Below are 25,896 nucleotides of genomic sequence, written 5' to 3' on the forward strand. Positions count from 1 at the left end.
GTCAATAAGTAAACCGCGCGGTGAGCCGCACGTCGCGCCCGGAGATGGGCACGAAGTCACGCGTTTCCGAAGCGGCAAGGCGGCCGGTGACATCGAAGAGATTGTCGGCTGCGAGGATCAGTGACAGCGGGCCATGTTCGCCCAGCGGGCGCCAGGTCGCGCTGAGGTTGACCAGCGTGAAGGCGCTCGTCGGGTTCTCGTTCTCGGTCACGCGGCTCTGCTTGGCGTTCCATTCGACTTCGCTGCGCAAGGTGACCGCGGGCGAGTCGAATTCCAGACCGCCACGGGTGCGCAGCGGCGGAATGCGCGGTACTGGCCCCATGTCGACCAGCTTGGCATGGGTATAGTCGACGCCCGCATCGGCCTTCAGCGAATTGTCGCCCCAGCGGGCGAACGTGACGGCGCCCTCGGCCTCGACGCCACGGAAGCGGGCGGGGGCCTGGATGTACTGATAGACCGGGAAGTCCTGGATTATCTCGCCGGTGGGTACGGCCGTGATGAAGTTATCGAAATTGATGCCGTAGAGGGTCACCGAGCCGACCACCGCGTCGCCATTGTAGCGCATGCCTGCCTCGACGCCGTTGCTGCGCTCGACCGTGAAGTTCGGATCGCCGCGCTCGTAGGACTGGGTGGCATCGTGCAGGCCGTCGACAAAGAGTTCCTCGGCCGATGGTGCGCGCTCGCCATGTGAGAAGTTGGCCGAGAACGTCAGCGTGTCAGTCGCATGCCAGGCGACGCCGCCGACCGCCGCATACTGATCGAAATTGCGCTGGTCACCGTCCGGAATCGTACGGATCTGCGTGTTTTCGTAGCGCAGAGCGCCTTCGAGGTCGAAGTGGCCCACTTCGAACTGTTGGAGCGTGAAGACCGCGAAACGGTCAGTGTTGTTATCCGGCAACAGCGATTCATCGCCGCTGATGGAGAGCCGCGAGGAGGAGTACTGAACGCCGCTCGATCCGCTCCAGATCCCGTGCTTTTCCTGATCAGCCTGAAGGCGGACCTCGACGGCCTTGTTGTTGAACTGGGTGCCGATGTTGCCGTCCTCGATTTCGGCGTGCTCATAGTCGCCATAGGCGCCGCGCACTTCGAGGCGCTTGAGGAAGCCGGTGAGGTTGAGGCCTGCGCGCAAGTCCACACGGGTCTGGCGCAGCGAGATGCTGGTCGAATCCGGGTCGGTCGAGGGGCGCGGCGGAATGCCGTAGTCATTGGCAAGGCGCTGCACGGAAACGCCGATATCGCCGCCATCGTCGATGAAGGCGAGGCCGCCGCCCACTGTCCAGCCTTCGGTGCCGCTATTGGTGAGCTTGCCCTTGCTGTTGGCCTGCGCGGTCAGCGTTGCGGCGCCCACGGCATCGCCGGCGGCGGAAAGGTCGCTCGCCTGCGTCAGGGTCTGCGCGCGCAGTTCGGGCGAGAGAACATAGCCGCCGATATTGAGATCATCGCTGTGGTTGTATGAGGCGTTCAGATGGGCAACGAGGCGGCTGGCGAGGCGCACATCGGCGGCAATCCCGCCGTTCACCATGTTCGCCGCCGTGCCGTAGGAGCCGAGTGCGTCAACGGTGAAGGCCTTGTCGGGAACCTGATGCGGAATGCGCTTGTCCACCGCATTCACCACGCCGCCAGAAGGATCGCTGGCGTAGAGCAGAACGCGCGGGCCGTGGAGCACTTCGACGCGTTCGATATTGAGCGTGTCGAGCGAAACCGCGTGGTCAGCCGAGACCGATGAGGCATCGAGCGAACCGATACCGTCGAGCAGAACCTGAACGCGCGGACCGTCGAAGCCGCGCAGCACCGGGCGTGAGACGCCGGGCGCAAAGCCGCTGCTCGAAACGCCGGGAAGGCTTGCCAGCATCTCGCCGATCTGAGGCTTCAGATCGCGCGTGAGGCTGTCTCCGGTCAGCACCACCGGTGCATTGATCGGATCAGCATTGCCCGAGATCACGCGTCCGGAAACGATGATCTCAGGGCCGCTCTCCTGCGGATGCGAACTGTCGTCGGCGGCAGCCGGAGCGGCGGCCGTCTCGGCGTACGCCGTGCCGGGGACGGCGAGCAAGGCTGCGGTGGCCAGGGCGCCGGCGGAGGCCAGCAGGGCGATTCGGGCTTGAGGCGTCGTCATGGCGACTTGGCTAAGGGTGATGATATACTATATCAAGTGTCAATCGCACATGACGGAAATTTCATGTTGCGATGCGGCGCGAACGCCACACGAAGACGCCGCGCGGAACTAGTCCACGCGGCGTCTTCGTGCTTCGCCAATGGCTTGAAGGAGTGCCCGACAGGGCGGGCGCTCAGCGGCGTGGGCGCAGTCGGGGGTTGGGCTGGGCGGTGTCCACCAGCTTTAGGAAATCGTCGATGCGGATGATCCGCTCGAACTGAAAGCCTGAACGGCCCTCGTGCGACCAGATCATGTGCGCTTCGATCCTGCCGATGACCGGAAGGCGCATGACGAGGCGCTCTCCGCGATCCAGAGGGAGTTCGCCCTTGGACATGAAGCCCTGAGCCGAAAGGTTGATGATATGCAGATGAACGTCGCCCATCTGGCGATGCTCGGCAATCAGCTTGTGATCGACAGGATGGCGAGCCGCCCGCCGCTTGTCGGTTACAGAGAGCTGTGCTCCTGCACTCATGTCCATTTAGCCTCTGGTTGTGACCGTGAGGGGACACAGTGCATCAAAATGGCAAACAATCCGTAAACCCGGCAGAATTTTGCCGTCCTGCCGGGTTCAATGGTGCTTCACCTGCGATCAAGCGTTGCGCAGGATCGCGTGCTTCTTCTTGCCGAGGCTGAGCTTGCGGGTTTCCCCGGCAGCCACTTCGATCAGGAAACCCGGATCGTTCATGAGGACGTCGTCCAGACGGACGGCGCCTTCGCCGATCTTGCGCTTCGCCTCGCCATTAGACGCGGTGAAGCCCAGTTCGGTGAGCGCCGCGCCGAGCCGCACGCCTTCGCCCGTCACGTCCAGCGTCGGCAGATCGTCGCCCATGCCGCCGCCTGCGAACGTCGCCTTGGCCGTTGCTTCGGCAGCCACGGCGGCATCCTCGCCGCGGCAGAGCTTGGTCACTTCGTTGGCGAGCACGACCTTGGCATCGTTGATCGCAGCGCCTTCGAGGGCTTCGAGGCGGGCGATCTCATCCAGCGGCAGGTCGGTGAACAGGCGCAGGAACTTGCCCACGTCGCGGTCGTCGCAATTGCGCCAGTACTGCCAGAAGTCGTAGCTGGGCAGCATCTCTTCGTTGAGCCAGACCGCGCCGGCGGCCGACTTGCCCATCTTGGCGCCATCCGCCGTGGTGAGCAGCGGCGTCGTCAGGCCGAAGACTTCCTTGCTGTCCATGCGGCGGGTCAGTTCGACGCCGTTGATGATGTTGCCCCACTGGTCGGAGCCACCCATCTGCAGGCGGACGTCCTTGTCCTTGCACAGGTGACGGAAGTCGTAGCCCTGCAGGATCATGTAGTTGAATTCGAGGAAGGTCATCGGCTGTTCGCGTTCAAGGCGCAGCTTGACCGAATCGAACGAGAGCATCCGGTTCACCGTGAAGTGAGTACCCACTTCTTGCAGCAGCTGGATGTAGCCAAGCTGGCCCAGCCAGTCCTGATTGTTAACCATGATTGCGTCGGTGGGGCCGTCGCCGAACTTCAGCAGGCGCGAGAAGATCGAGAAGATGCCCTTGATATTGGTCTCGATCGTTTCGTCGGACAGCATCTTGCGGCTCTCGTCGCGACCGGTGGGATCGCCGATGCGCGTGGTGCCGCCGCCCATCAGCACGATGGGCTTGTGGCCGGTCTGCTGTAGGCGGCGCAGCATCATGATCTGCACGAGGCTGCCGATGTGGAGCGACGCCGCCGTGGCGTCGAAGCCGATATAGCCCGGCACGACCTGCTTCTCTGCGAGAGCGTCAAGGCCCTCGGCATCCGTCGTCTGGTGGATGTAGCCGCGCTCTTCGAGGACGCGGAGCAGGGAAGATTTGTAAGTCATGACCGTGCTTTTCGTTAATGGGAGCCGGGCGCCTAGCATGCGAAAGGCTCAAGATGAAGCAGCCAAGCGAAAGCGGTTGGTCGCTTTCGTGGTGACATCCGGCCGAATCCGGATTGTCAGGCGGATAGGCAGCCCTTTACGGATGCCCACATGGCCGACCTGACCTGCCACCCGGCACATCCTCCTGTCCTTGTCCGCAGTATCGAAACGCGTGTGATCGGTTTCGACGAGAGCTGGCTGCGCGTGCGCTGGCGTATTCTCGGCGCTGGCAAGCTGGTGGTGCCGGCTTTCGCGGGCAAGGGCCGGGCGGAAGGTCTTTGGCAGACCACCTGTTTCGAGCTGTTCCTTCAGCCGCCCGGCGGCCCGTCCTATGTCGAGATCAACCTTTCCCCGTCCGAGCGCTGGAACGTCTATGACTTCACCGGCCGCCGCCAAGGCATGGCCGAGCGGTCGATGCCGCGCGAGCCCGACTGCACCATGCGCAAGGGTTCGGACATCGCAATCTTCGACGCCGCCATACCCGCGGCCGGGCTGCCCGCGCTGCCGCTGAACTACGGGTTCACGGCGGTGATCGAGGAAGAGGGCGGCGTTAAGAGCTACTGGGCGCTTTCCCACAGCAGGGACGAGCCTGACTTCCACGATCCGTCTTGCTTCACGCTCGAGCTTGCGGCACCGATCGGTTCATGAAATTCGGCCCTGTGAAATTCGGCATCGACCGCCTGCTGGCGGATCCTGAACTGCGTGCGCCTCTCGTAGGGCGCCGCGTGGCGCTTGTTGCGCATCCCGCCTCGGTGACCGAGGATCTCGTCCATTCGCTCGACGCGCTGATCGCGGCGGGCGTGAATGTGACGAGCGCCTTCGGTCCCCAGCATGGACTGAAGGGTGACAAGCAGGACAACATGGTCGAGACTGCCGACGAGCTGGACCCGGCTTACGGCATTCCGATCTACAGCCTCTACGGCGAAGTCCGCCGCCCGAGCGAGGCGATGATGGACAGCGCCGATGTGTTCCTGTTCGACCTTCAGGACCTCGGCTGCCGCATCTACACTTTCGTGACGACGCTGCTCTATCTGCTCGAAGCGGCCGAGAAGCGGGGCAAGAGCGTCTGGGTGCTCGATCGTCCCAACCCCGCCGGCCGCCCGGTCGAGGGGCTGACTCTGCTGCCCGGGCAGGAGAGCTTCGTCGGTGCCGGCCCGATGCCGATGCGCCATGGCCTGACGCTGGGCGAGATGGGCCACTGGTTCGTCCGTCACTTCAAGCTCGATGTCGATTACCGCGTGATCGCGATGGAAGGCTGGGAGCCCGAAGGCCCCGGCTTCGGCTGGCCGCAGGACCGCATCTGGATCAATCCCAGCCCCAACGCGGCCGATCTCAACATGGCCCGCGCCTATGCCGGCACAGTGATGATCGAGGGCGCGACGCTTTCGGAAGGTCGCGGCACCACGCGCCCGCTGGAAGTGCTGTTTGGCGCGCCCGATATCGATGCCAAGGCGGTTCTGGCCGAGATGCAGCGTTTTGCGCCTGAATGGCTCGAAGGCTGCGCCCTGCGCGAATGCTGGTTTGAGCCGACCTTCCACAAGCATGCCAAGACCCTGTGCAGCGGCTTGATGATCCACGCCGAAGGCAAGTTCTACGATCACCATGCCTTCCGCCCGTGGCGACTTCAGGCGCTGGCGTTCAAGGCGATCCGTAACCTCTATCCGGACTATCCGATCTGGCGCGACTTCCCGTACGAGTACGAGTTCACGCGCCTTGCCATCGACGTCATCAACGGCGGCCCCGGCCTGCGGGAGTGGGTCGACAATCCCTCATCGCTTCCCGAGGATCTCGATGCGGCGGCCGGTGCCGACGAAGCCGCGTGGAAAACCGAGATCGCGGACCTGCTGCTCTACTGAGCGGGCGACAAGGCCGCTTTCCCATCGGCAACGGGTGGGGGCGCCATCATCTTGCCGTCGGCGAGCACGAGAACCGGGCAACCCGCCAGGCGTGTGTCGACCGCGCGGATCATTCCCGGCTTGTCGTCATTGGAGCGGGGTGTGCCATGCCCCGCCGCCTCGTTGGCACGCTGAATGGTATAGCCGCATTTAGCCTTGGCGGCCGGAGCCTTGCCTGCACCCGTTGAAGGTGTCGCGCCCATCGTCAGGGCACCCATGACAAGAATTAGTGCAATGTCCTTCATCGTCGCACTCCCGTTTCCGGTTACCGCCGCATCATCCTCCCGTCCCAAGATGTAGGCAAGCCCGTCATGCCTTCTTGCGCGTCAGTTCCCGCATCGCCGCGTCCAGCCCGTCCAGCGTCAGCGGGAACATCGCGCCGCCCATCAGGTCGCGGATCATCCGCGTGGAGCTGGAATAGCCCCACTGGATCTCGGGCGTGGGGTTGAGCCAGACGGTGGCCGGATAGGTCTGCGCCACGCGCTGGAGCCAGACCGCGCCGGCTTCATCGTTCATGTGCTCCACCGAGCCGCCCGGATGGCTGACCTCGTAAGGGCTCATCGCTGCATCACCGACGAAGATCACCTTGTAGTCATGCCCGAACTTGTGGAGCAAATCCCAGGTCGGCGTGCGCTGCGACCAGCGGCGGCGATTGTCCTTCCACACGCCTTCGTAGAGGCAGTTGTGGAAGTAGAAGAACTCCATGTTCTTGAACTCGGCGCTGGCGGCGCTGAACAGCTCTTCCATCAGTTGGATGTACGGGTCCATCGATCCACCGACATCGAGGAACAGCAGCACTTTCACCGCATTGTGCCGCTCGGGCCGCATGCGGATATCAAGCCAACCCTGCCGCGCGGTGCCGGAGATGGTGCTGTCGAGATCCAGTTCCTCGACAGCACCCTCGCGCGCGAAGCGGCGCAGGCGCCGCAGCGCCACCTTGATGTTGCGCGTACCCAGTTCGCGGGTGTTGTCAAGATTGGCGAACTCGCGCTTCTCCCAGACCTTGATCGCGCGGCCGTGTTTGCCTTCTCCGCCGATCCGGATGCCTTCCGGATTGTAGCCGGCATGACCGAACGGCGAAGTGCCGTTGGTGCCGATCCACTTGTTGCCGCCGGAATGGCGTTTTTCCTGTTCTTCCAGACGCTTCTTGAGCGTTTCCATGATCTCGTCCCAGGAGCCGAGCGCCTTGATCTGCTCCATTTCCTCGTCCGAGAAGTAGCGCTCGGCCACTTTCTTCAGCCAGTCCTCAGGAATATCGACCGGCTGCTGGCCGTAGTCGCTGAACACGCCCTTGAAGACCCTCTGGAACACCTGGTCGAACCGGTCGAGCAGGCCTTCATCCTTCACGAAAGTGGCGCGGCTGAGGTAGTAGAACGCCTCCGGCGTCCGCTCGATCACCTCGCGGTCCAGCGCTTCCAGCAGCACCAGATGCTCCTTGAGCGAGGCCGGGATCCCCGCCGCGCGCAGTTCCTCCACGAAGTTCAGCAGCATGGTGTGGCTCCGCTCCGGTTGACACGAAAGCCGGGATGAAGCGATCTGTCACCTTGTTGTGAAATCAATGTGTTACCTGTCACTTTGCATATGCCTGTGTGACTTTTCAAAACCTGATAACACCGCCTCGGTGTCACTTTGTACCGATGCCTTTTTTGGCCAAGTTACCGAGCGGAGGGAGCGTGCGAGGTTCATGATTGCGAACCTACACCACCCGTGGTGCCGTAGGAAACCGCGCGGCCCTCGCGCGATCTGGGCCGATGCACCAGCGCGACCAGCACGAAGGAGATATACATCAGCAGGTACCACGCGCCGAGCTTGCTCCAGTGCACCATGGTCCAGCCATTTCGCTGGCTGGGATAGATCCACGCCTGCGAGAAGGTCGCGAGGTTTTCGGCGAACCAGATGAACAGCGCGACAAGAAACCACCCGAGCAGTAGCGGCATCCAGCGATCCTCTCGCCAGACCCGAAACCAGATCCGCGTGCGCAGGAACAGCGCGCCGAGGACGGCGAAGAGCCCAAGGCGAATGTCCGGAAGCCAGTGATGCGCGAAGAAATTGACGTAGATTGCCACGGCCAACGCCACCGAGACGGCTTCGGCCGGATAACCCGTGAAGCGAAAATCGAAGATGCGCCAGACGCGGGCGATATAGCTGCCGACGGCGGCATACATGAAGCCCGAAAACAGCGGAACGCCGCCGATCCGCAGCATGTTCGCCTCGGGATATTCCCATGACCCGTGCGCGGTCTTGAACAGTTCCATCACGGTGCCGACGACATGGAAAGCGAGAATGACTTTCGCCTCGTCCATCGTCTCAAGCCGCAGTGTCAGCATTGCGATCTGGATTGTCAGCGCGGCGAGCGCCAGGAAATCGTAGCGGGCCAGCGGCGCTTGCGCGGGATAGAACAGATGCGTGGCGACCAGCAGCGCCAGCAGCAAACCGCCGAACAGGCAGGCCCAGCCTTGCTTGAAGCCGAACAGCAGGAACTCATAAAGCCACGCCCGCCAACCGGGACGCGGCTCGAACGCTTCGAGCCGCGCGCGGATCGCCGCGAAACGGGTCTGCGAGCCCCTGGTCACGGCAAAATCATGCCGGAGAGGGTGGTGGTGGCGGCTGCTGCGGCCATATTTGCAGCGCGGCATCGAAGTGCGCCCATTCCGGCGCGTCGTCGGTCCAGATCACGGCTTCCGGCCTCAGGCCATGGCCTGCGTCCAGCGCGCCAAGGCGCATGGTCTTGAGATGGGGACGCGCCGAGCTTTGTGCGAATATCTGCGTTCCGCACTTGGGGCAGAAGTGGAACGTCAGCGTATTGCCGCTCGCCGCTGTCCATGTGGAAGACGCGAGATCGCCCTCGATGGCGATATCTTCGGCGTTGAAGATAGCATTGTTGGTCGGACCGCCTGCCGCAAGCTGCTGGCACTGGCGGCACCAGCACTGACGCGTGGCAATCGGCTCGCCCGAAATTTCGAGCGTGACGGCGCCGCAGGCGCAGCGGCCGGGATAGGGTGCTGTCATTGGGTCAGGCTTTCCTCACTTCTGGCGACATCAGCGGCAATCGATATCTGGCCGGAATTTCCGTGTCGATGGCCTGATGGATACCTGGAAGAAAATGCGAAGCGGGGAAAGTCAGCTTCCCCGGCGGGCCATGAAAGCGAGCCTTTCGAACAGCATGACGTCCTGCTCGTTCTTCAGCAGCGCGCCGTGCAGCGGCGGGATCGCCTTGGCCGGGTCCTGATTCTGGAGGACCTCCAGCGGCATGTCCTCGCTCAGCAGCAGCTTCAGCCAGTCGAGGAGTTCGCTGGTGGAAGGCTTCTTCTTGAGGCCGGGCACTTCGCGCAGTTCGTAGAAGATCTCCATCGCCTTGGTGACGAGGGTCTTCTGGATGCCGGGGAAGTGCACGTCGACGATGGCCTGCATCGTCTCGCGCTCGGGAAACTTGATATAGTGGAAGAAGCAGCGGCGCAGGAAAGCGTCCGGCAGGTCCTTCTCGTTGTTGGATGTGATGACCACGATCGGGCGCTCCTTCGCCGCGACGTGCTCGCCAGTCTCGTAGACATCGAAAGCCATGCGATCGAGTTCGGCCAGAAGGTCGTTGGGGAATTCGATGTCGGCCTTGTCGATCTCGTCGATCAGCAGGACGGGCAGCCGGGGTGAGGTGAAGGCCTCCCACAGCTTGCCCTTGCGGATGTAGTTGTTGATGTCGTGGACGCGGGCATCGCCCAGCTGGCCGTCGCGCAGGCGGCCGACGGCGTCGTATTCGTAGAGGCCCTGATGCGCCTTGGTGGTGGACTTGACGTTCCAGGTGATGAGCGGCGCGTCGAGAGAAGCGGCGATCTGTTCGGCCAGCACCGTCTTGCCTGTGCCGGGCTCCCCTTTTACCAGCAGGGGGCGGCGCAGCAGGACGGCGGCGTTGACCGCGACTTTCAGGTCGTCGGTGGCGACGTAGCTGCTGGTGCCTTCGAAACGCTGCATTCGGCCTGTCCCGTTGTTTAACTATTCGGTTAATCCCTAAGTTTTGCGTCGCAGCATGGCAAGCGGGCAGTCGAGGGCATGGACTTCGCCGCCGGGGCGTTGCAATCAGCGGCGCATGGGGGCTGGATTCTTGCGCGAAATGAACTGGCTGGGCGCGGACCGGGTGCGGGGATACCTGCGTCTACTGGCCGGGCTCAATCTGGCCATGCTGGCCTGGCTACTGGTGACAGCGCACGGCGGGGTTGATGCCAACGGCTTCCTGCTCGGCAGCGATTTCATCAGCTTCTGGACCACCGGGCGGATGCTGATCGCGCACGGCGATCCATACGACGCGGCGGCGCATATCGCGGCGCAGCAGGCATGGTTTGCGTCGCCGGGCGGCTACACCGCGTTCTTCTATCCGCCCTTGTTCCTGCCGCTGTGCTGGCCGCTCGGTTGGCTGGGATATTTTCCCGCGCTGGCGGCGTGGCTGCTGGCGACGGGCGCGCTCTATGCGGCGGCGGTGCGGGTCTGGTGGCGAAATGCCGAGATCGGAGAACCACTGGCGCTGCTGATGGTGGCATTCCCGGCGATGCCGATTGTGGTGACGCATGGGCAGACCTCATGGCTTGTTGCGGCGTTGCTCGGGACCGGCGTGCTTATGGTTCGCCGGCAGCCTTTGCTGGCGGGGCTTTGCCTGGGACTGGCGACGATCAAGCCGCAATTCGGGTTGCTGGTTCCGCTGGCGCTGATCGCTTCGCGTGAGTGGAAAGTGATCGGCGTCGCGGTCGTGACGGCACTGGCGCTCGCGGGACTGTCGGCGCTGGCCTTCGGCTCTGAAACATGGCTGCACTGGCTTGCGGCAAGCGACCGCGCGCAGGCTGCCATGGCGGAAGGCGCGGTAGGTTTCGGCAAGATGGTGAGCCCGTTCGCAGCGCTGCGGCTGCTCGGGGCGCCGGTTTGGGCGGCTTACGGGGTGCAAGGGCTGGTTGCTCTTGCCGTAGCGGCGCTGGTTGTTGTCGCGGCGTGGACCAAGGGCTGGCGGCCCGCATTGGCCTCGCTTGTGCTGGCCGGAGCGCCATTGGCGACGCCCTTCGTGCTCGATTACGACATGGTTTTGCTGGCGTTCCCGATGCTCTGGCTGGCGGGCGAGGGGCGGCGAACCGGCTTTGCGCCTTACGAGAAGCTGGTACTGCTGCTGACGTTCGTCGCCCCCGCTTTCGCGCGGCCGTTGGCGCTGAACTTTTCGGTTCCGATCATGCCGCTGGTGCTGGCCGCATTCTTCGCGATAGTCTGGCGCCGGGCCAACTCCAGACCCAAGTCGCATGACGACGAGGAGCAGCCCTGAACGAAGGAGCCTGAGGTGCCCGAGAACAAGCCCCGCGCCGCGCGCAACATTGCCCTGCTGATCGATGCCGACAATGCCTCGCCCAGTCACCTTGAGGCGGCGCTGACCATCCTCGGCGATCTCGGCTCGGTCAATGTCCGGCGCGTCTACGGGAACTGGAGCAAGGCTTCGCTCAAGGGATGGTCCAGACTCGTCCACCGTCACGCGCTGGAACCGCAGCAGCAGTTCGACGTGACCAAGGGCAAGAACGCGACCGACATGAAAATGACGATCGACGCGATGGACCTGCTTTACGATGGCCATGTCGACGGCTTCGGCCTGATGACCAGCGACAGCGATTTCATGCCGCTCGCCATCCGCATCCGCCAGAACGGCACGCCGGTCTATGGCTTCGGCACGAGCCGCACGCCCGAGGCATTTCGCGAGGCCTGCACCCGGTTCATCGACCTTGCCGCGCTACCCGCCGCCGATGAGGACGAGACGCCGGGCGAGACCACTGTGCCGCCCATCGACGCCGATCTGGTCAAGCTCATCGGCGAGGGCTGGAAGGCCAGCAAGCGTGACGAGAACGGCTATGCCAGTCTCTCGGAAGTCGGCCAGCGCGTTGCCAACCGGTCCAGCTTCGATGCCCGCAGCTATGGTTTCTCGCGCCTGTCGGAACTGGTGAAGACACTTCCCAACTTCGCGACGGAAATGCGCGACAGCGGGTTGTTCATCAAGCGGATGCGCTGAGGCTGGCGAGCAGTGCCCGCCTAAGCCTCACGCGTCGATCAGTTCCGGATCGATCTCGCCTGCGCGGTTCTGGATGAACTGGAAGCGGTGTTCGGGATTGCGGCCCATCAGGCGGTCGACAAGGTCCTTCACCGCCGCGCGGTCCTCGTATTCGGGCGGCAGGGTGATCCGGATCAGCGAGCGCGAGGCCGGGCTCATCGTCGTCTCCCGCAGCTGCTGCGGGTTCATCTCGCCAAGGCCCTTGAAGCGGCCGACTTCGACCTTCTTGCCCTTGAACACGGTCTTTTCCAGCTCGGCGCGGTGCGCATCGTCGCGGGCATAGGCCGAGGTCGAACCCGCCGTCAGGCGGTAGAGCGGCGGCTGGGCAAGGTAGAGGTGCCCGCGCCGCACGATGTCCGGCATCTCCTGGAAGAAGAACGTCATCAGCAGCGTCGCGATGTGGGCGCCGTCGACGTCGGCGTCGGTCATGATGACGATGCGGTCGTAGCGCAAGTCGTCCGCGTTGCAGTCCTTGCGGGTGCCGCAGCCGAGTGCGAGGCCAAGGTCCGCGATTTCCTGATTGGCGCGGATCTTGTCGTTGGTGGCGCTGGCGACATTGAGGATCTTGCCACGGATCGGCAGGATCGCCTGCGTCTTGCGGTCACGCGCCTGCTTGGCCGATCCGCCTGCCGAATCGCCTTCGACGATGAACAGTTCGGTCTCGCCATCGCCTTCACCCGAACAGTCGGTGAGCTTGCCGGGCAGGCGCAGCTTCTTGGCATTGGTGGCGGTCTTGCGCTTGACCTCGCGCTCCGCTTTTCTGCGAAGCCGCTCATCCATGCGCTCCATGATCGAGCCGAGCAGCGCCTTGCCGCGCTCCATGTTGTCGGTCAGGAAGTGATCGAAGTGATCGCGCATCGCCGCTTCGACAAGGCGCGCGGCCTCGGGGCTGGTCAGTCGGTCCTTCGTCTGGCTCTGGAACTGGGGGTCGCGGACGAAGACCGAGAGCATGACCTCGCTGCCCGTCACCACGTCGTCCGGAGTGATGTCCTTGGCCTTCTTCGCCTGCCCCACAAGGTCCGCGAAAGCGCGGATGCCCTTAGTCAGCGCCGCACGCAGGCCCTGTTCGTGGGTGCCGCCATCCGGGGTCGGAATGGTGTTGCAGTACCAGGAATAGGAACCGTCGGAATAGAGCGGCCAGGCGATCGCCCATTCGACGCGGCCCTGTTCGGAACCGTCATCGCCGCGCGGGAAATCCTGCGTGCCGGAGAAGAACTGCGTGGTCACGCATTCGCGGCCGCCGATTTGCTCGGCCAGATGGTCGGCCAAACCGCCGGGGAACTGGAACGTCGCCTCTGCCGGCACCTCTTCGGAGGTAAGCGAGGGCGCGCATTTCCAGCGGATCTCGACGCCGGCGAAAAGGTAGGCCTTGGAGCGGACCAGCTTGAAGAGGCGGGCGGGCTTGAACTTCTGGTCGCCAAAGATTTCGGGATCGGGCGTGAAGGTCACGGCCGTACCGCGCCGGTTGGGCGCCGCGCCGACTTTCTGGAGCGGGCCAAGCGTCTGCCCGCGCGAGAATTCCTGCGCGAACAGTTCCTTGTTGCGCGCAACTTCGATGCGGGTCTTCACCGAGAGCGCGTTCACCACCGAGATGCCGACGCCGTGGAGGCCGCCCGACGTGGCATAGGCCTTGCCGGAAAACTTGCCGCCCGAGTGCAGCGTGGAGAGGATGACCTCCAGCGCCGACTTGCCCGGGAACTTGGGGTGCTCGTCGACCGGGATGCCACGTCCGTTGTCGGTGATGGTGAGGCGCCCGGCGGTGCCCGGCTCCTCTTCCAGCGTCACTTCGATACGGTTGGCGTGACCGGCGACAGCCTCGTCCATCGCGTTGTCGAGCACTTCGGCGGCAAGGTGATGCAGCGCGCGCTCATCGGTGCCGCCGATATACATGCCCGGACGGCGGCGGACGGGCTCCAGCCCCTCCAGCACCTCGATCGCGGAACCGTCATAGGTTTCCCCTGCGGCGGAGGGGAGCTTGTCGAAGAGGTCATCGGACATGGGCGGACTATAGGCAGGCCCGGAATCAGCGATCAAGCAGGCGCTTGTGCTTATCCGCAGGGGTTTGGTTGAATGGAGAAGAAAAAGGGAACAAAATGCGGAGGCAGCCGGCCGACGGTGCCTCCGCTCGCGATTATTTGCCCTTGGCGAACCCGGTCGGCGCGGCGTCGATCACCTTGACGCCGCCGCTCTCCACCGCGCGCACTTCCAGCGCGCGCTCGATCAGACCGTTGCGGTTGAAGCGGAAGGCACCGTCGACGCCCAGGAATCCGTCGGGCGCAAACATGTCCGCCGTCGGGAAGATCGCTCCAGGCTTCCATGCGCGCGAGACACGCAGGGTCAGCAGCACCGCATCGTAACCGAGCGTGGCGATGCGGAAGGGCTGGGCGCCGAACCGCGCGCGGTAGCTCTTGGCGAACTGGCCGAAGCGGGTGTCCGACACTGTGGCGAACCAGGCGCCGTTCAGGGCCGGAGTGGTCGTCAGTTCCTTTTCGCCGCTCCAGAGTTCGGTGCCGAGCAGGCGGACCGTGCCGGTGCCGCCTCCGGTGCGGAACGTGGTGGCGGCGCGTGAGGAGAGGCCGCCGCTGTCGGCGATCAACAGTGCGCCGAAGCCGCCCTTGGCCTTGATCCGCGTCGCTGCGGCGCTGATCGAGGCGGCGGTACGGTCATAGGGCTCCATGGCCAGCACGGTGCCGCCACTGGCGCGTACCGACGCGAGCAGGGCACTGCTCACGCGTTCGCCATACTCGCCGCGCGGAACCAGCGCGGCGAAGCTCGAAACGCCCTGTTGGCGGGCATAGGCCACCGTGCGCGCGACCGACTGGCCGGGCAGGTTGCCGATGATGAAGACTTCGCTCTCGGCGGCTTTCTCGTCGTTTGAGAACGAGATCAGCGGCACTCGCGCAGGCCGGGCAACGGCGCGCACGGCGGCGATGTCGTCGGCGAGCAGCGGGCCGAGGATCAGCTTGTTGCCGTCCGTCACCGCGCGGCGCGCGGCCTCGCCGGGGTTGGTGCCGGTGTCGTAGACCGTGATCCGCAGGTCCTTCGCGCCGGTATCGAGGATCGCCATGTTCGCCGCATTGGCCAGCGATTGGCCGACCCCGGCATTGGGACCCGTGGTGGGCACCAGCAGGGCTACGCGGTGGCGCTCGGTATCGGTGGCGACGACGTTGTCGCTGGGAGCGGGCGTTGGTGCGGGAGCAGGCGCGGGAGCCTTGGGAACGACCGCGCAGCCCGCAAGCAGTGCCATGGCGGCCCCGGCCAGAAAATTACGCCGATTGGGTCGTCCATTCAGGCTCTTGTCGAACATTGCTTGCCGCTCCCGCAGTCCTTGGGCCATGAGGCCGATAATGGAAAACAGTCTTTCGCCAGGCCTCTACATAGTGGCAACCCCCATTGGCAACCTTGGGGACATTACAGTCCGCGCCGTAGAGACGCTTCGGGGCGTGAGTGCGGTCGCTTGCGAAGATACGCGGGTAACGGGCAAATTGCTCCACCACCTGGGTATCAAGCAGCGCCTCATCCGCTACGACGATCATGCCGGGGAGGGGGACCGCGAGCGGCTGCTCTCACTGATGGCAAACGAGCCGGTGGCGCTGGTCAGCGATGCCGGAACTCCGCTGATTTCCGACCCGGGCTACCGTCTGGTCCGCACCGCGCGTGAGCGGGGAATTGCTGTCACCAGCCTGCCCGGTGCCAATGCAGCGGTCATGGCGATGACGCTCTCCGGCCTTCCCAACGACCGCTTCCTGTTCGCCGGTTTCCTGCCCAACAAGGTCAAGGCGCGCGAGACGGTTCTGGGCGATCTGGCGCGCGTTCCGGCGACGCTGGTGTTCTACGAAACCGCGCCGCGTCTTGAAGATGCGCTGGCGGCAATCGATTCGGTGCTGCCGGGCCGCGAAGTGGCGGTCGCGCGCGAACTGACCAAGAAGTTCGAGGAATGCCGCAGCGGCACGCCGCAGGAGCTGATCGCGCATTATGCCGCGCATCCGCCCAAGGGTGAGATCGTGCTGCTGGTCGGCCCGCCCGGCGACGAGCCGATGGGGGAGGTCGACGTCGATGCGCTGCTCCGCGCCGCGCTGGAGGAAGCCAAGCCCTCGCAGGCAGCGGCGAGCGTGGCCAAGGCGACCGGGCTCGACCGCAAGACCCTCTATGCGCGCGCGCTCGAACTGAAGTGAGCGCCATCCGGTGAGCGAGCAGCGCGCAAGGGCGGAACGGCAGGGCCGACGGGGCGAGGCGCTCGCGCTCTGGTACTTGCGCCTGTCGGGCTGGCGGATCCTTGCCGATCGGGTGAAGACGCCGCGCGGCGAAGTGGACCTGGTGGCGCGGCGCGGCCGGGTGCTCTGCTTCGTCGAAGTGAAATGGCGCGCCCGCAAGGCCGATCTCGACCATGCGATCGATGGCTATCGGCTGCGGCGTGTCGCGGCGGCCGCCGAAGCGCTTGCGCCGCGCTATCAGAAACCCGGCGACAGCCTCAGGATTGATGTCCTGCTGCTGTCGCCGGGGTGCTGGCCGCGACGGATTGCCAATGCCTGGCAACCTTTCGCGTGACAGCGGGGGGTAGGAAGTCCGGTATCGATCGAAGAAATAGGGCGAGGAACGGCGACGAAATTATTCGCACGGCTTGCCGAATTTCATTAAGCCTCCGCCCCGTAGTTCCCCCCGTTATCCTCCCCCAGATTCTCCCGAGGAACCGAATTCCATGAGCCTACGCGTCGCCATCCAGATGGACCCGCTCGAAACGATCAACATCGCGGGCGATTCGTCCTTTGCCCTGATGCTTGCTGCGCAGGAGCGCGGGCATACTCTGTTTCATTATGACGTGCGGACCTTGGCCTACGACGCTTCCGAAGGCGCGGGCGGTCGGCTTACCTGCTGGGCCGCGCCGGTCGCCGTCCAGCGCGTCGAAGGCGCGCATTTCACGCGCGGCGACTATCGCCTGATCGACCTTGCCGCGGATATCGACGTGGTGCTGATGCGGCAGGATCCGCCGTTCGACCTTGGCTATATCACTGCCACGCACTTGCTCGAACGGCTTGCCGGGCGGACTCTGGTGGTCAACGATCCCGCCTCGGTCCGCAACGCGCCTGAGAAGGTCTTTGTGCTCGACTTCGCGCGCTTCATGCCGCCGACCTTCATCGCCCGCCGTATCGAGGACGTGCGCCTGTTCCAGCAGCGCAATATCGAGGCCGGTTTCGGTGGCGATCTGGTCATCAAGCCGCTCCACGGCAATGGCGGCAAGGCTGTGTTCCGCGTGCCTGCCGACGGCAGCAACCTCGGCGCGCTGATCGAGATGTTCGAGAACGCCTGGGTCGAACCGTTCATGGTCCAGCCCTTCCTTCCCGACGTTTCGGAAGGCGACAAGCGCATCGTACTGGTCGACGGCGTGGTTGCGGGCGCGATCAATCGCCGCCCCGGCGCCGGCGAATTCCGCTCCAACCTTGCAGTGGGCGGCTCGGCGGAGGCGACCGAACTCACTTCGACCGAAATGGAGATCTGTGCGGCGCTTGGCCCTGAACTCAAGGCGCGCGGGCTGGTATTCGTCGGCATCGACGTGATTGGCGGAAAATGGCTGACCGAAATCAATGTGACATCGCCCACGGGTATCGTCGCGATAGACCGATTCAACGGCACAGATACCGGAGCACTCATCTGGGAAGCCATCGAAATCCGCCACGCGGCGATGTGACCGTAAGCCTGCCCCGGGAATGCCGCCATGGATGAATGGGTAATCCACCTGATCGAAGGTGGCGGTTACTGGGGCATCGCTTTCCTGATGGCGCTGGAAAACCTGGTGCCGCCGATCCCGTCCGAACTCATCATGGGTGTCGCCGGGATCGCGTTGGCGCGCGGGACGATGACGTTCTGGCCGGTCCTGCTGGCCGGGACGCTGGGTTGCACCGTGGGCAACTACATCCTGTTCCTCATCGCGGACCGGCTTGGCTACGAGCGGTTGCGGCCGCTGGTCGACCGCTGGGGGCGCTGGCTGACGATGGAATGGCATGATGTGGAGCGGGCAGGAGACTTCTTCCGGCGACGGGGCCACTGGGTCGTTTTCGTCATGCGCTTCATGCCGATGTTCCGCACGATGATCTCGATTCCGGCGGGTCTCGCGTATATGCGGCGCGTGCCGTTTCTTCTCTATACGGCTGCCGGAGCGGCGGTCTGGAACACGCTTCTGCTGATGGGCGGTCAGTGGCTCGGACGCCGTTTCGCGGAGGCCGGGCAGTGGATCGGCTGGGGTACGCTGGTGCTCGCGATAATGACGCTCTGCTGGTATCTCTGGCGCGTCATGAGCTGGAAGCCGACCGGCCAGAATCCCCTTCATGTAAAAAAATGAAGTCGGATATCGGCTTAGTGTAATTCCCAGCTATCCTGCTTAAGCATACTGACGTATTCTTCCCCCGCAACCATAGGGGAGCAGGCGTTATGTCCAAGAGACTGGCAGCTGAATTCTTCGGTACCTTCTGGCTTGTTTTCGGAGGCTGCGGTTCTGCAGTCCTCGCAGCGGCCTTCCCTCAACTTGGCATTGGATTTGCCGGCGTCGCACTGGCCTTCGGGCTTACAGTGGTGACAATGGCCTATGCGGTCGGCGCGATTTCCGGCGGACACTTCAATCCGGCGGTGTCGTTCGGCATGGCCGTCGGCGGCCGGCTCGACTGGAAAGACCTGATCCCCTACTGGATCGCCCAGGTCATCGGCGCCATCGTGGCGGCGGCGGCGCTCTTCGCTATCGCTTCGGGCAAGGCGGGGTGGACACCCGGCGGCTTTGCCACCAACGGCTTCGGCGATCTTTCGCCCGGTGGCTATTCGCTCCACGCGGCGCTGCTCATCGAGACGATCCTGACGGCGGGCTTCATCATCGTCATCCTTGGCTCGACCTCCAGGATAGCACCGGCCGGATTCGGCCCGCTGGCCATTGGTCTGGCGCTCACGCTGATCCACCTGATCTCGATCCCGGTCACCAATACCTCGGTGAACCCGGCTCGCTCGACCGGCGTGGCACTCTTCGCGGAGACGGCGGCACTCAGCCAGCTCTGGGTGTTTTGGGTGGCTCCGCTGGTCGGCGCGGCCATCGGCGCGCTGATCTGGCGTTTCCTGCTGGCGCCAGACGAAGGCGCGATCTGAATGGGCTGACGCAGGGGGCCACGTGCCCCCTGTTCCCCCTCTGATTTCTACCCCTGCTCGCGCGGGTGGGCGTTGCGGTAGACGTCAAGCAGCGTCGCCGCGTCCACTTTCGTATAGATCTGCGTCGAGCCAAGGCTCGCGTGGCCGAGCAGTTCCTGAAGACTCCTCAGGTCCGCACCCGCACCCAGCAGATGCGTCGCGAAGCTGTGGCGCAGGGCATGCGGCGTCGCGGTGGAGGGCAGGCCGAGCGCGATGCGCGCGCGCGCCATGGCCTTCTGCACCATGCCTTGAGACAACCCGCCGCCTTTGGCGCCGCGAAACAGCGGACCGCTGCGCTCAAGCGGCCAGGGGCACTTGTCCACATAGTCCGCGACCCCTTCGCGCACCACCGGCAGAAGCGGCACGACCCGCTGCTTGTTGCCCTTGCCCGTGACCGTGATCGTCTCCCCAAGCGGCATGGCCGCGCCGGTCAGCGAGAGTGCCTCGGCAATACGCATTCCGGCGCCATAGAGCAGCAAGAGCACGGCGCGATCCCGTGCGCCGATCCACTCCTCACGAGCATCTTCCTCCACGGTAGCGGCGAGATTTACGGCTTCGTCCGGCGTGACCGGGCGCGGAATGCCCTTCTTGATGCGCGGCCCCCGGATACGCGGTCCAGCGCGTTCGGACACACCTGCCTGCGCGCGGGCGAAAGTGAGGAAGGCCTTGATGGCGGATAGTTCGCGCGCGGCCGAAACATTGCCGATCCCGTCCTCGCGCCGATCCGCGAGATGGCGACGCAAGGCGGCGGCATCGACGCGGGTCAGCGCATCCCAGTCAGGCGTTTCAAGGCCGTCGATCAGCCGCGCGGCAGTGGCGATGTAGGCGCGGCAGGTATGCGGACTGCGCCGCCGGGCATGGACGAGGTGGCTGCCCCAGGCTTCGAGCAAGTCCGCCTTGGTCATGTCTCGACGAGATCGGCGGGCACCAGCTCGGCGAGCAGGCCATCGAGCAGTGCCATTCCGGCCTCGGTCACGATCAGGCGCTTGCCCTCGCGCCGGACGAGGCCCTGCGTTCCGTAGAACGCGGCCTTGGCGTCGTCGCACAACTCAGCGGCAGAAAGACCGAAGCGTGACGCCGTGGCGTCGAGATCGACACCTTCGCCAAGGCGCAGGCCCATCAGCATGGCCTCGCTCGCCTGCTCGCGGCGGCCGAGTTCGCGGGTTTCGTTGATGCCGTGGCCGGCGCGGTCGATCGCTTCCAGCCAGTTCTCGGGCTTGCGATGGCGCGTGGTTGCCACACCGCCGCGCCGTCCATGCGCGCCGGGGCCGATGCCGCAATAGTCCTGATAACGCCAGTAGGCGAGGTTGTGGCGGCTTTCCTCGCCCGGACGAGCGTGGTTGCTGATCTCATAGGCCGGAATTCCGGCGGCCGCCGTCATCTCGCGCGTGAGGGCGAACATGTCGGCTGAGGCGTCCTCATCCAGCGGCTCGAACTCGTGCTGACGCACCATCGTCGCGAACTTGGTGCCCGGCTCGATGGTCAATTGGTAGAGCGAAAGGTGCCCAGTGCCGTAGGAGAGCGCGCGTTCCAGTTCCGCACGCCACTGGTCGAGGTTCTGTCCCGGCCGCGCGTAAATGAGGTCGAAGCTGACGCGCACAAATTGCTTTTGCGCCACGTCGAGCGCCTTCAAACCCTCGCTGGCATCGTGCAGACGACCGAGGAATCGCAGTGTCTCATTATCCAGCGCCTGAAGCCCGAGCGACACGCGGTTGACGCCCGCCCCGGCCAGCGCGGCGTAGTTTGCTGCCTCGACGGAGGAGGGATTGCCCTCCAGCGTGATCTCGATGCCCTCGTCAAAGCCCCAGAGCGTTTCCGCTTCCTCAAGAAGTCGTGCCACAAGGGCAGGGGGCATCAGCGAGGGCGTGCCGCCGCCGAAGAAGATCGACGACAGCTTTTCTCCGCCCGCGACTTCGTGTTCGCGCCGCATGTCGGCCAGTAGGCCCGTCTGCCAGCGATCATGCTCGACCCGCTCGCGCACATGGCTGTTGAAGTCGCAATAGGGGCACTTTGCGAGGCAAAACGGCCAATGAATGTAGAGTGCGCGGGCCATGGCAGGTCTTTACGCGGCAAACTGCTCCGCGACCAGCTTGGCGAAGGCGTCGGCGCGGTGGCTGATGCGGTCCTTGTCCGCGGGATCGAGTTCGGCGAAAGTCATCTCGAAGCCATCGGGCACGAAGATCGGATCGTAGCCGAAGCCCATCGTGCCGCGCGGCGGCCAGGTCATCGTGCCGTTGGAACGGCCCTCGTAGACGGCCTCTTCACCATCGGGCCAGGCAATCGCGAGGACGCAGGAGAACCAGCAGGAGCGATCGACGTCGGGACCCTGTTCGCAGAGCAGCCCCTCGACTTTGCCCATCGCCATGAACCAGTCGCGGCCCTTGGGGCCTTCGAACCACTGACGCTCGGCCCAGTCTGCGGTGTAGACGCCGGGGCGCCCGTCCAGCGCGACCACGGAGAGGCCGCTGTCATCGGCGAGCGCCGGCAGCCCGGACGCCTTCGCGGCGGCATGGGCCTTGAGCAGCGCGTTCTCGACGAACGTCGTGCCGGTCTCTTTCGGTTCGGGCAGGCCAAGCTCGCCCGCCGACACGCATTCGAGCCCATGGGGCGCGAGCAGAGCCGAGATTTCCTTCAGCTTGCCCGCGTTGTGCGTGGCGATGACGAGGCGGGTGTTTCCGAGCTTGCGGGTCATGCTCTGCTTCCGATGTACTTAGTACTTAAATTCCGTCGCCCCGGCGCGTGCGCGGGGCGACGGAATGTCGTGGGGGGAGGTAACTTAGCGTCCGACCGCCTTGGCCTGCGCGGCGAAGATGCCGTCGCAGCCGATACGGGCAAGGCGGAGGAGGCGCAGCAGGCCTTCTTCGTCGTAAGTCGCGCCTTCGGCGGTTGCCTGTGCTTCGGCGATCATGCCGCCTTCGATGAGCACGAAGTTGGCGTCGGCATCGGCGGCGCTGTCCTCGACGTAATCGAGATCGAGCACCGGCGTGCCCTCGCAGATGCCGCAGGAGATCGCGGCGACGCGGCCGGTGATCGGGTCTTCCTTGATCTTGCCTTCAGCCATCAGCTTGTCGACGGCAAGGCGAAGCGCTACCCAAGCGCCCGAGATCGAGGCGGTGCGGGTGCCGCCATCGGCCTGAAGCACGTCGCAGTCGAGCACGATCTGGCGCTCGCCGAGCTTCTTCATGTCGACCACGGCGCGCAAGCTACGGCCGATCAGGCGCTGGATTTCCTGCGTGCGGCCGGACTGCTTGCCCTTGGCGGCCTCACGCGAACCGCGCGTGTGGGTGGCGCGGGGCAGCATCGAGTATTCGGCCGTTACCCAGCCTTCACCCTTGCCACGCAGGAACGGCGGCACCTTTTCCTCGACCGAAGCGGTCACGAGAACGCGGGTGTCACCGAAGGAAATCAGCACCGAGCCTTCGGCGTGCTTGGTGAAACCGGTCTGGATGTCGATAGCGCGCATCTCGTCGGGCGCACGGCCGGAAGGTCGCATGGAATTTCCTCTGCTCGAAGTCGGATCGTGAATTAACCCGGTGCCCCTAGGCGGAATAGGCTTGAGGCCGCAAGGGCATTGCCTAAATTGTAAGCGAGATGCCGAGCCAACCGATAACCGAACTGACCTCCCGTGCCCGGGACATTTTCCGCCTTGTCGTGGAGGGATACCTTGCGACCGGAACCCCGGTGGGCTCGAAAGTGCTCGCGGGGACGAGCGGGGTAAATCTTTCCTCGGCCTCGATCCGCTCGGTTCTGGCGGACCTCGAATCGCTGGGCCTGCTGGCCGCGCCGCACACGAGCGCGGGCCGCCTGCCGACCGAGGCGGGGCTGAGGCTCTTCGTCGACGGCATCATGCAAGTGGCCGAACCCACGGCCGAGGAACGCATGGCGATCGAAAGCCGCATCGCCGCGCCGGGCCCGATCGAGGCGGCGCTGGAGGCGACCAGCGCGCTGCTGTCCAGCATGTCGTCAGGCGCGGGCGTGGTCATGGTGCCCCGGCGAGAACCGCGACTCGTGCAGCTTCAGCTCGTCGAACTGGGGCCGGGCCGGGCATTGGCCGTTCTGGTGGGTGAGGACGGCGCAGTGGAGAACCGCGTACTCGATTTGCCGATGAGCTTGCCGCCGGGCGCGCTGGAGGAAGCCTCCAACTACCTTTCGGCGCATCTGGCCGGGCGGACGCTTGCCGAAGCAGCGCGGAGCATGCGTGCGGAGATCGCCTCCGGCCATTCGGCGCTCGACGCGGCGAGCCGCGATCTCGTGGAGCGCGGCCTTGCCGTCTGGAGCGAGGATGTCATGCACCGCCCGGTGCTGATCGTGCGCGGTCAGGCCAACCTGCTCGATGAAACGGCGCTGTCCGATCTCGAACGGGTACGCTCGCTGCTCGACGATCTGGAGAACAAGCAGTCGGTGGCCGAGCTGCTGGACATTGCGCGCGAGGCCGATTCGACGCGCATTTTCATCGGCTCCGAAAACCGGCTTTTCGCGCTTTCCGGCTCGGCGGTGATCGCCTCGCCCTATCGCGACCGGGAGGGTCGGGTGGTCGGAGTGGTGGGGGTAATCGGCCCGACTCGGTTGAATTATGCGCGCGTCGTCCCCATGGTGGACTTCACTGCCCAGAGCCTGGGCAAGCTCATCGGATAGCTTGGAACCAAAGAAGAATGACCGAAGAAAAAACCCAGTCGGCAGAAGAATCGGCCGTGGCCGAAGAACTGAAGGGTGTGCCCGAGGACATGATCGACAAGGCAAGTGCTGGCGACGAGGTCGCAAAGCTGCGCGAGGAACTCGAAACGTCCAAACAGGACGCGCTCTATGCGCGCGCCGAAACCCAGAACGTACGTCGCCGCCTTGAAAAGGACATCGCCGACACCCGCGCCTATGCCGCGACGGGCTTCGCGCGGGACATCCTTTCGGTTGCCGACAACCTTGCCCGCGCACTCACGGCGATTCCCGCCGAACTGCGCGAGGATGACAAGCTGAAGAGCCTTGTCGCCGGCATCGAGGCGACCGGGCGCGAGATCGACAAGGTCTTCACCAACCACGGCATCACGCGAATCGCTGCGATGGGCCTGCCGCTCGATCCCAACCAGCATCAGGCAATGATCGAGGTCCCCTCGGCCGATGCGGAGCCCGGTACCGTGGTGCAGGAACTCCAGGCCGGTTACATGATCAAGGACCGCCTCCTGCGCCCGGCCATGGTCGCCGTGGCCAAGAAGCCGGACTGATAGACTACCCTTGGCGGCCCGCCCTCCTCACGACGAGCGGGGGCGGGTCGTAGACAATTCGCGCGGCGGACAGGAACCGTCCGCCAGGCGGCCCGTTGCTCAGGTATGAAACTGATTCGGGAGAATTGTCATGCGTAAGCTCATGCTTCCCATCATTGCTGCCGGCGTGCTCGGCATGGCCGGATGTGCCAGTAACTACGGCGGCGAAGGCGCTTTGGCAGGCGGTGCGTTGGGTGCCGGTGTCGGTGCGATTGCCGGTAATGCCGGTGCGGGCGCGGCGATAGGCGCGGCGGCCGGTGCCGCGGTGGGTTCGACCCAGAAGAAGCACAATGGCTGCTATCGCTACGACCGCGACGGTAACCGTTATTGGGACCGCGACTGCTGATCGCGGTTTAGGACGGCGCGCCAAAGGGCAGTATCGCCCGGTAGCTTTCCAGCGACGGCGCGCCGGCGATCTGCTCTCCTCGCGCCAGCAGGAAGGCGTGGCGGATGATCTCGGCTTGCTGTTCGATGCCGTAGCGTTCCAGCTTCCAGCCGGGGCGCAGGGTATAATCATACCGGCACAGCGGATGGCGCATCAGCGGAAGGTACCATCGACCTTTGCGCTGCGTCTGCCAGACATGAACCATTTCGTGGATGAAGAGGCCCTGCAATGGCAGCGAGGCCTCAGCGAAATCGTCAACATAAAGCGGTGAGCGCGGGTGGAAGTGCAAATGCCCGCACGGCGCCATGACGACGTGCGGCGGCTGCACCGGAAACCAGCGTCGCCGCTTTATGCGAACCGGCGCACAGTCGATCGCGGCGCCGAAGACCGAGGTGATGAGCGCTGCCTCCCCCGCCGTCAGCCCGCGTTCGCCGCCAGCTGGACAGGTGAGGGCGGCGCCCGGGACGGTCAGTGGCCCATTCCCGGCATCGACCCCATCGCGGCGTCGCCCTTGTCGTGATCGCCGTGATTGCCGTGACCGTGTCCGGCCCCGGCCCCAGCATCGCCGCTCGGCATTGCCATCGGCCCCATGCCGTCCATGTCGCTGCCATCGGCGCCGCCGCCCATGGTGTCGATCATGACCGGCATCGTCAGCTTTTTGCCATTGGAGAAGGTCAGCACGAGGTCGGTGGTGAGGCCCGGCTTGAGCCCCCCCGAGATATCGAAGACCATCACGTGGAGACCGCCGGGTGCGAATTCGATTTCGGCGCCCGGGGCGATAGGCAGCGAATCGACCGCCTTCATCGTCCCGCCGCTGGTTTCGTGCATCTGCGCGCTGCCCGCGCCGGTAACTTCGATGGAAGTCAGCGCCACAGGTGCCGAACCGTCATTGCGCACGGTGAAGTAGACTGCGCCCGGACGACCGGGAATCGGCGGCAGGACCAGCTTGCCATCGCGTGCGGAGATGCCGGTGCCCGCCTGCGCAGCCGCCGAAGTGGCGGTGCCGTCCTGCGGATTCGAGGCCTCCTGCTTGCAGCCGGCCAGCGTCACGATCAGGGCGGCGGCGATCAGGCTCAGCGTACGGCTCTTGTCGACGTTCATGTTCACGCTGATGTTCAAG

At 64.7% G+C, this 25,896-nt stretch carries 28 protein-coding genes; 12 read left to right on the top strand and 16 right to left on the bottom strand.

Going from position 1 to position 25,896, the window contains the following annotated elements; genetic code table 11:
• Position 1 precedes the first annotated feature (1 nt).
• The 3 genes from AC1VVM_RS11850 to tyrS form a co-directional block, all read right to left on the bottom strand.
• Positions 2 to 2,116, bottom strand: a complete 2,115-nt coding sequence (locus AC1VVM_RS11850; protein WP_482955090.1) for a TonB-dependent receptor — start codon at positions 2,114 to 2,116, stop codon at positions 2 to 4.
• Positions 2,117 to 2,288: 172 nt separating this feature from the next.
• The gene (locus AC1VVM_RS11855; RefSeq protein ID WP_132385319.1) at positions 2,289 to 2,627 is read right to left on the bottom strand and encodes a PilZ domain-containing protein; all 339 of its coding nucleotides are present in this window, start codon (positions 2,625 to 2,627) and stop codon (positions 2,289 to 2,291) included.
• 117 nt (positions 2,628 to 2,744) lie between these two features.
• Positions 2,745 to 3,974 (bottom strand): tyrosine--tRNA ligase, encoded by a 1,230-nt coding sequence (gene tyrS / locus AC1VVM_RS11860; RefSeq protein ID WP_482904079.1) that lies wholly within the window; start codon positions 3,972 to 3,974, stop codon positions 2,745 to 2,747.
• A gap of 150 nt (positions 3,975 to 4,124) precedes the next feature.
• Between tyrS and AC1VVM_RS11865 the strand changes: the two genes are divergently transcribed.
• Positions 4,125 to 4,661 carry a DOMON-like domain-containing protein gene (locus tag AC1VVM_RS11865; protein WP_482904080.1) on the top strand — a complete coding sequence of 179 codons (537 nt, stop codon included), beginning with the start codon at positions 4,125 to 4,127 and terminating at the stop codon, positions 4,659 to 4,661.
• Between the two features lie 11 nt (positions 4,662 to 4,672).
• Complete coding sequence (locus AC1VVM_RS11870) at positions 4,673 to 5,869, top strand: exo-beta-N-acetylmuramidase NamZ family protein (RefSeq protein ID WP_482905091.1); 1,197 nt, start codon at positions 4,673 to 4,675, stop codon at positions 5,867 to 5,869.
• Here the strand turns inward: AC1VVM_RS11870 and AC1VVM_RS11875 are convergent.
• The 5 genes from AC1VVM_RS11875 to AC1VVM_RS11895 form a co-directional block, all read right to left on the bottom strand.
• Positions 5,863 to 6,153, bottom strand: a complete 291-nt coding sequence (locus AC1VVM_RS11875) for a hypothetical protein (protein WP_482904081.1) — start codon at positions 6,151 to 6,153, stop codon at positions 5,863 to 5,865. The genes AC1VVM_RS11870 and AC1VVM_RS11875 overlap by 7 nt on opposite strands.
• Before the next feature lie 64 nt (positions 6,154 to 6,217).
• Entirely contained in the window at positions 6,218 to 7,399 is a 1,182-nt protein-coding gene (locus AC1VVM_RS11880; protein WP_482955091.1) for a vWA domain-containing protein, read from the bottom strand.
• A gap of 191 nt (positions 7,400 to 7,590) precedes the next feature.
• Complete coding sequence (locus AC1VVM_RS11885) at positions 7,591 to 8,544, bottom strand: DUF817 domain-containing protein (RefSeq protein WP_482904083.1); 954 nt, start codon at positions 8,542 to 8,544, stop codon at positions 7,591 to 7,593.
• On the bottom strand, positions 8,489 to 8,917 hold the full coding sequence (locus AC1VVM_RS11890) for a GFA family protein (protein ID WP_482955092.1): 429 nt from the start codon (positions 8,915 to 8,917) through the stop codon (positions 8,489 to 8,491). Before AC1VVM_RS11890 ends, AC1VVM_RS11885 begins: the two co-directional genes overlap by 56 nt.
• A gap of 111 nt (positions 8,918 to 9,028) precedes the next feature.
• Positions 9,029 to 9,874 (bottom strand): AAA family ATPase, encoded by an 846-nt coding sequence (locus tag AC1VVM_RS11895; protein WP_482904084.1) that lies wholly within the window; start codon positions 9,872 to 9,874, stop codon positions 9,029 to 9,031.
• 139 nt (positions 9,875 to 10,013) lie between these two features.
• Here AC1VVM_RS11895 and AC1VVM_RS11900 point away from each other — a divergent pair, with 139 nt between their 5' ends.
• Both AC1VVM_RS11900 and AC1VVM_RS11905 read left to right on the top strand, forming a co-directional pair.
• Complete coding sequence (locus AC1VVM_RS11900; RefSeq protein WP_482905092.1) at positions 10,014 to 11,201, top strand: glycosyltransferase family 87 protein; 1,188 nt, start codon at positions 10,014 to 10,016, stop codon at positions 11,199 to 11,201.
• Between the two features lie 15 nt (positions 11,202 to 11,216).
• Complete coding sequence (locus AC1VVM_RS11905) at positions 11,217 to 11,933, top strand: NYN domain-containing protein (RefSeq protein WP_132385328.1); 717 nt, start codon at positions 11,217 to 11,219, stop codon at positions 11,931 to 11,933.
• A 27-nt stretch (positions 11,934 to 11,960) separates the two neighbouring features.
• Here AC1VVM_RS11905 and parE read toward each other — a convergent pair whose 3' ends face one another.
• Positions 11,961 to 13,970, bottom strand: a complete 2,010-nt coding sequence (gene parE / locus AC1VVM_RS11910; RefSeq protein ID WP_482904086.1) for a DNA topoisomerase IV subunit B — start codon at positions 13,968 to 13,970, stop codon at positions 11,961 to 11,963.
• A 133-nt stretch (positions 13,971 to 14,103) separates the two neighbouring features.
• On the bottom strand, positions 14,104 to 15,279 hold the full coding sequence (locus tag AC1VVM_RS11915; protein ID WP_482904087.1) for a penicillin-binding protein activator: 1,176 nt from the start codon (positions 15,277 to 15,279) through the stop codon (positions 14,104 to 14,106).
• A 40-nt stretch (positions 15,280 to 15,319) separates the two neighbouring features.
• Between AC1VVM_RS11915 and rsmI the strand changes: the two genes are divergently transcribed.
• From rsmI to aqpZ, 5 genes are all read left to right on the top strand, one after another.
• A complete protein-coding gene (gene rsmI / locus AC1VVM_RS11920; protein WP_482904088.1) occupies positions 15,320 to 16,147 on the top strand; it encodes a 16S rRNA (cytidine(1402)-2'-O)-methyltransferase in 828 nt (275 codons plus the stop codon).
• 10 nt (positions 16,148 to 16,157) lie between these two features.
• Positions 16,158 to 16,520: a YraN family protein gene (locus AC1VVM_RS11925; RefSeq protein WP_482955093.1), complete on the top strand. Its 363-nt coding sequence runs from the start codon at positions 16,158 to 16,160 to the stop codon at positions 16,518 to 16,520.
• A 151-nt stretch (positions 16,521 to 16,671) separates the two neighbouring features.
• Entirely contained in the window at positions 16,672 to 17,658 is a 987-nt protein-coding gene (gene gshB / locus AC1VVM_RS11930) for a glutathione synthase (protein WP_482904090.1), read from the top strand.
• Between the two features lie 27 nt (positions 17,659 to 17,685).
• Positions 17,686 to 18,309, top strand: coding sequence for a DedA family protein (locus tag AC1VVM_RS11935; RefSeq protein WP_482955094.1), 624 nt, complete (start codon positions 17,686 to 17,688; stop codon positions 18,307 to 18,309).
• Between the two features lie 89 nt (positions 18,310 to 18,398).
• Positions 18,399 to 19,097: an aquaporin Z gene (aqpZ, locus tag AC1VVM_RS11940; protein ID WP_482904092.1), complete on the top strand. Its 699-nt coding sequence runs from the start codon at positions 18,399 to 18,401 to the stop codon at positions 19,095 to 19,097.
• Positions 19,098 to 19,144: 47 nt separating this feature from the next.
• Here aqpZ and AC1VVM_RS11945 read toward each other — a convergent pair whose 3' ends face one another.
• The 4 genes from AC1VVM_RS11945 to rph form a co-directional block, all read right to left on the bottom strand.
• Entirely contained in the window at positions 19,145 to 20,041 is an 897-nt protein-coding gene (locus AC1VVM_RS11945) for a tyrosine recombinase XerC (RefSeq protein ID WP_482904093.1), read from the bottom strand.
• Positions 20,038 to 21,189 (bottom strand): radical SAM family heme chaperone HemW, encoded by a 1,152-nt coding sequence (gene hemW, locus AC1VVM_RS11950; RefSeq protein ID WP_482955095.1) that lies wholly within the window; start codon positions 21,187 to 21,189, stop codon positions 20,038 to 20,040. The genes AC1VVM_RS11945 and hemW overlap by 4 nt, the downstream gene beginning before the upstream one ends.
• Positions 21,190 to 21,198: 9 nt before the next feature.
• A complete protein-coding gene (gene rdgB / locus AC1VVM_RS11955; RefSeq protein ID WP_132385338.1) occupies positions 21,199 to 21,828 on the bottom strand; it encodes an RdgB/HAM1 family non-canonical purine NTP pyrophosphatase in 630 nt (209 codons plus the stop codon).
• Between the two features lie 84 nt (positions 21,829 to 21,912).
• Complete coding sequence (gene rph / locus AC1VVM_RS11960) at positions 21,913 to 22,629, bottom strand: ribonuclease PH (RefSeq protein ID WP_132385339.1); 717 nt, start codon at positions 22,627 to 22,629, stop codon at positions 21,913 to 21,915.
• A gap of 98 nt (positions 22,630 to 22,727) precedes the next feature.
• On the opposite strand from rph, the gene hrcA reads away from it, so the two are divergent.
• The 3 genes from hrcA to AC1VVM_RS11975 all read left to right on the top strand — a co-directional run bounded on the left by hrcA (position 22,728) and on the right by AC1VVM_RS11975 (position 24,737).
• A complete protein-coding gene (gene hrcA / locus AC1VVM_RS11965; RefSeq protein WP_132385340.1) occupies positions 22,728 to 23,771 on the top strand; it encodes a heat-inducible transcriptional repressor HrcA in 1,044 nt (347 codons plus the stop codon).
• A gap of 17 nt (positions 23,772 to 23,788) precedes the next feature.
• Positions 23,789 to 24,352, top strand: coding sequence for a nucleotide exchange factor GrpE (gene grpE / locus AC1VVM_RS11970; protein ID WP_132385341.1), 564 nt, complete (start codon positions 23,789 to 23,791; stop codon positions 24,350 to 24,352).
• Between the two features lie 130 nt (positions 24,353 to 24,482).
• Positions 24,483 to 24,737: a glycine zipper domain-containing protein gene (locus AC1VVM_RS11975; protein WP_132385342.1), complete on the top strand. Its 255-nt coding sequence runs from the start codon at positions 24,483 to 24,485 to the stop codon at positions 24,735 to 24,737.
• A gap of 7 nt (positions 24,738 to 24,744) precedes the next feature.
• Here the strand turns inward: AC1VVM_RS11975 and AC1VVM_RS11980 are convergent, their stop codons facing one another.
• Together AC1VVM_RS11980 and AC1VVM_RS11985 are read right to left on the bottom strand one after the other, a co-directional pair.
• A complete protein-coding gene (locus AC1VVM_RS11980) occupies positions 24,745 to 25,248 on the bottom strand; it encodes a vgr related protein (protein WP_482905093.1) in 504 nt (167 codons plus the stop codon).
• Entirely contained in the window at positions 25,245 to 25,895 is a 651-nt protein-coding gene (locus AC1VVM_RS11985) for a copper chaperone PCu(A)C (protein WP_482955096.1), read from the bottom strand. Before AC1VVM_RS11985 ends, AC1VVM_RS11980 begins: the two co-directional genes overlap by 4 nt.
• Between the last annotated feature and the right edge of the window lies 1 nt (position 25,896).

The sequence above is a fragment of the Novosphingobium sp. BL-S-33 genome (assembly GCF_056857025.1).

Coding starts and splice junctions, on each gene's coding strand:
- gshB (WP_482904090.1), top strand. CDS start 16,672: ATGAGCCTACGCGTCGCCATCCAGATGGACCCGCTCGAAACGATCAAC.
- hrcA (WP_132385340.1), top strand. CDS start 22,728: ATGCCGAGCCAACCGATAACCGAACTGACCTCCCGTGCCCGGGACATT.
- rph (WP_132385339.1), bottom strand. CDS start 22,629: ATGCGACCTTCCGGCCGTGCGCCCGACGAGATGCGCGCTATCGACATC.
- rdgB (WP_132385338.1), bottom strand. CDS start 21,828: ATGACCCGCAAGCTCGGAAACACCCGCCTCGTCATCGCCACGCACAAC.
- AC1VVM_RS11875 (WP_482904081.1), bottom strand. CDS start 6,153: ATGAAGGACATTGCACTAATTCTTGTCATGGGTGCCCTGACGATGGGC.
- AC1VVM_RS11935 (WP_482955094.1), top strand. CDS start 17,686: ATGGATGAATGGGTAATCCACCTGATCGAAGGTGGCGGTTACTGGGGC.
- AC1VVM_RS11945 (WP_482904093.1), bottom strand. CDS start 20,041: ATGACCAAGGCGGACTTGCTCGAAGCCTGGGGCAGCCACCTCGTCCAT.
- AC1VVM_RS11865 (WP_482904080.1), top strand. CDS start 4,125: ATGGCCGACCTGACCTGCCACCCGGCACATCCTCCTGTCCTTGTCCGC.
- rsmI (WP_482904088.1), top strand. CDS start 15,320: ATGGAAAACAGTCTTTCGCCAGGCCTCTACATAGTGGCAACCCCCATT.
- hemW (WP_482955095.1), bottom strand. CDS start 21,189: ATGGCCCGCGCACTCTACATTCATTGGCCGTTTTGCCTCGCAAAGTGC.
- AC1VVM_RS11900 (WP_482905092.1), top strand. CDS start 10,014: ATGAACTGGCTGGGCGCGGACCGGGTGCGGGGATACCTGCGTCTACTG.
- AC1VVM_RS11880 (WP_482955091.1), bottom strand. CDS start 7,399: ATGCTGCTGAACTTCGTGGAGGAACTGCGCGCGGCGGGGATCCCGGCC.
- AC1VVM_RS11915 (WP_482904087.1), bottom strand. CDS start 15,279: ATGTTCGACAAGAGCCTGAATGGACGACCCAATCGGCGTAATTTTCTG.
- grpE (WP_132385341.1), top strand. CDS start 23,789: ATGACCGAAGAAAAAACCCAGTCGGCAGAAGAATCGGCCGTGGCCGAA.
- AC1VVM_RS11885 (WP_482904083.1), bottom strand. CDS start 8,544: ATGCCGCGCTGCAAATATGGCCGCAGCAGCCGCCACCACCACCCTCTC.
- AC1VVM_RS11855 (WP_132385319.1), bottom strand. CDS start 2,627: ATGAGTGCAGGAGCACAGCTCTCTGTAACCGACAAGCGGCGGGCGGCT.
- parE (WP_482904086.1), bottom strand. CDS start 13,970: ATGTCCGATGACCTCTTCGACAAGCTCCCCTCCGCCGCAGGGGAAACC.
- AC1VVM_RS11895 (WP_482904084.1), bottom strand. CDS start 9,874: ATGCAGCGTTTCGAAGGCACCAGCAGCTACGTCGCCACCGACGACCTG.
- AC1VVM_RS11850 (WP_482955090.1), bottom strand. CDS start 2,116: ATGACGACGCCTCAAGCCCGAATCGCCCTGCTGGCCTCCGCCGGCGCC.
- AC1VVM_RS11975 (WP_132385342.1), top strand. CDS start 24,483: ATGCGTAAGCTCATGCTTCCCATCATTGCTGCCGGCGTGCTCGGCATG.
- aqpZ (WP_482904092.1), top strand. CDS start 18,399: ATGTCCAAGAGACTGGCAGCTGAATTCTTCGGTACCTTCTGGCTTGTT.
- AC1VVM_RS11890 (WP_482955092.1), bottom strand. CDS start 8,917: ATGACAGCACCCTATCCCGGCCGCTGCGCCTGCGGCGCCGTCACGCTC.
- tyrS (WP_482904079.1), bottom strand. CDS start 3,974: ATGACTTACAAATCTTCCCTGCTCCGCGTCCTCGAAGAGCGCGGCTAC.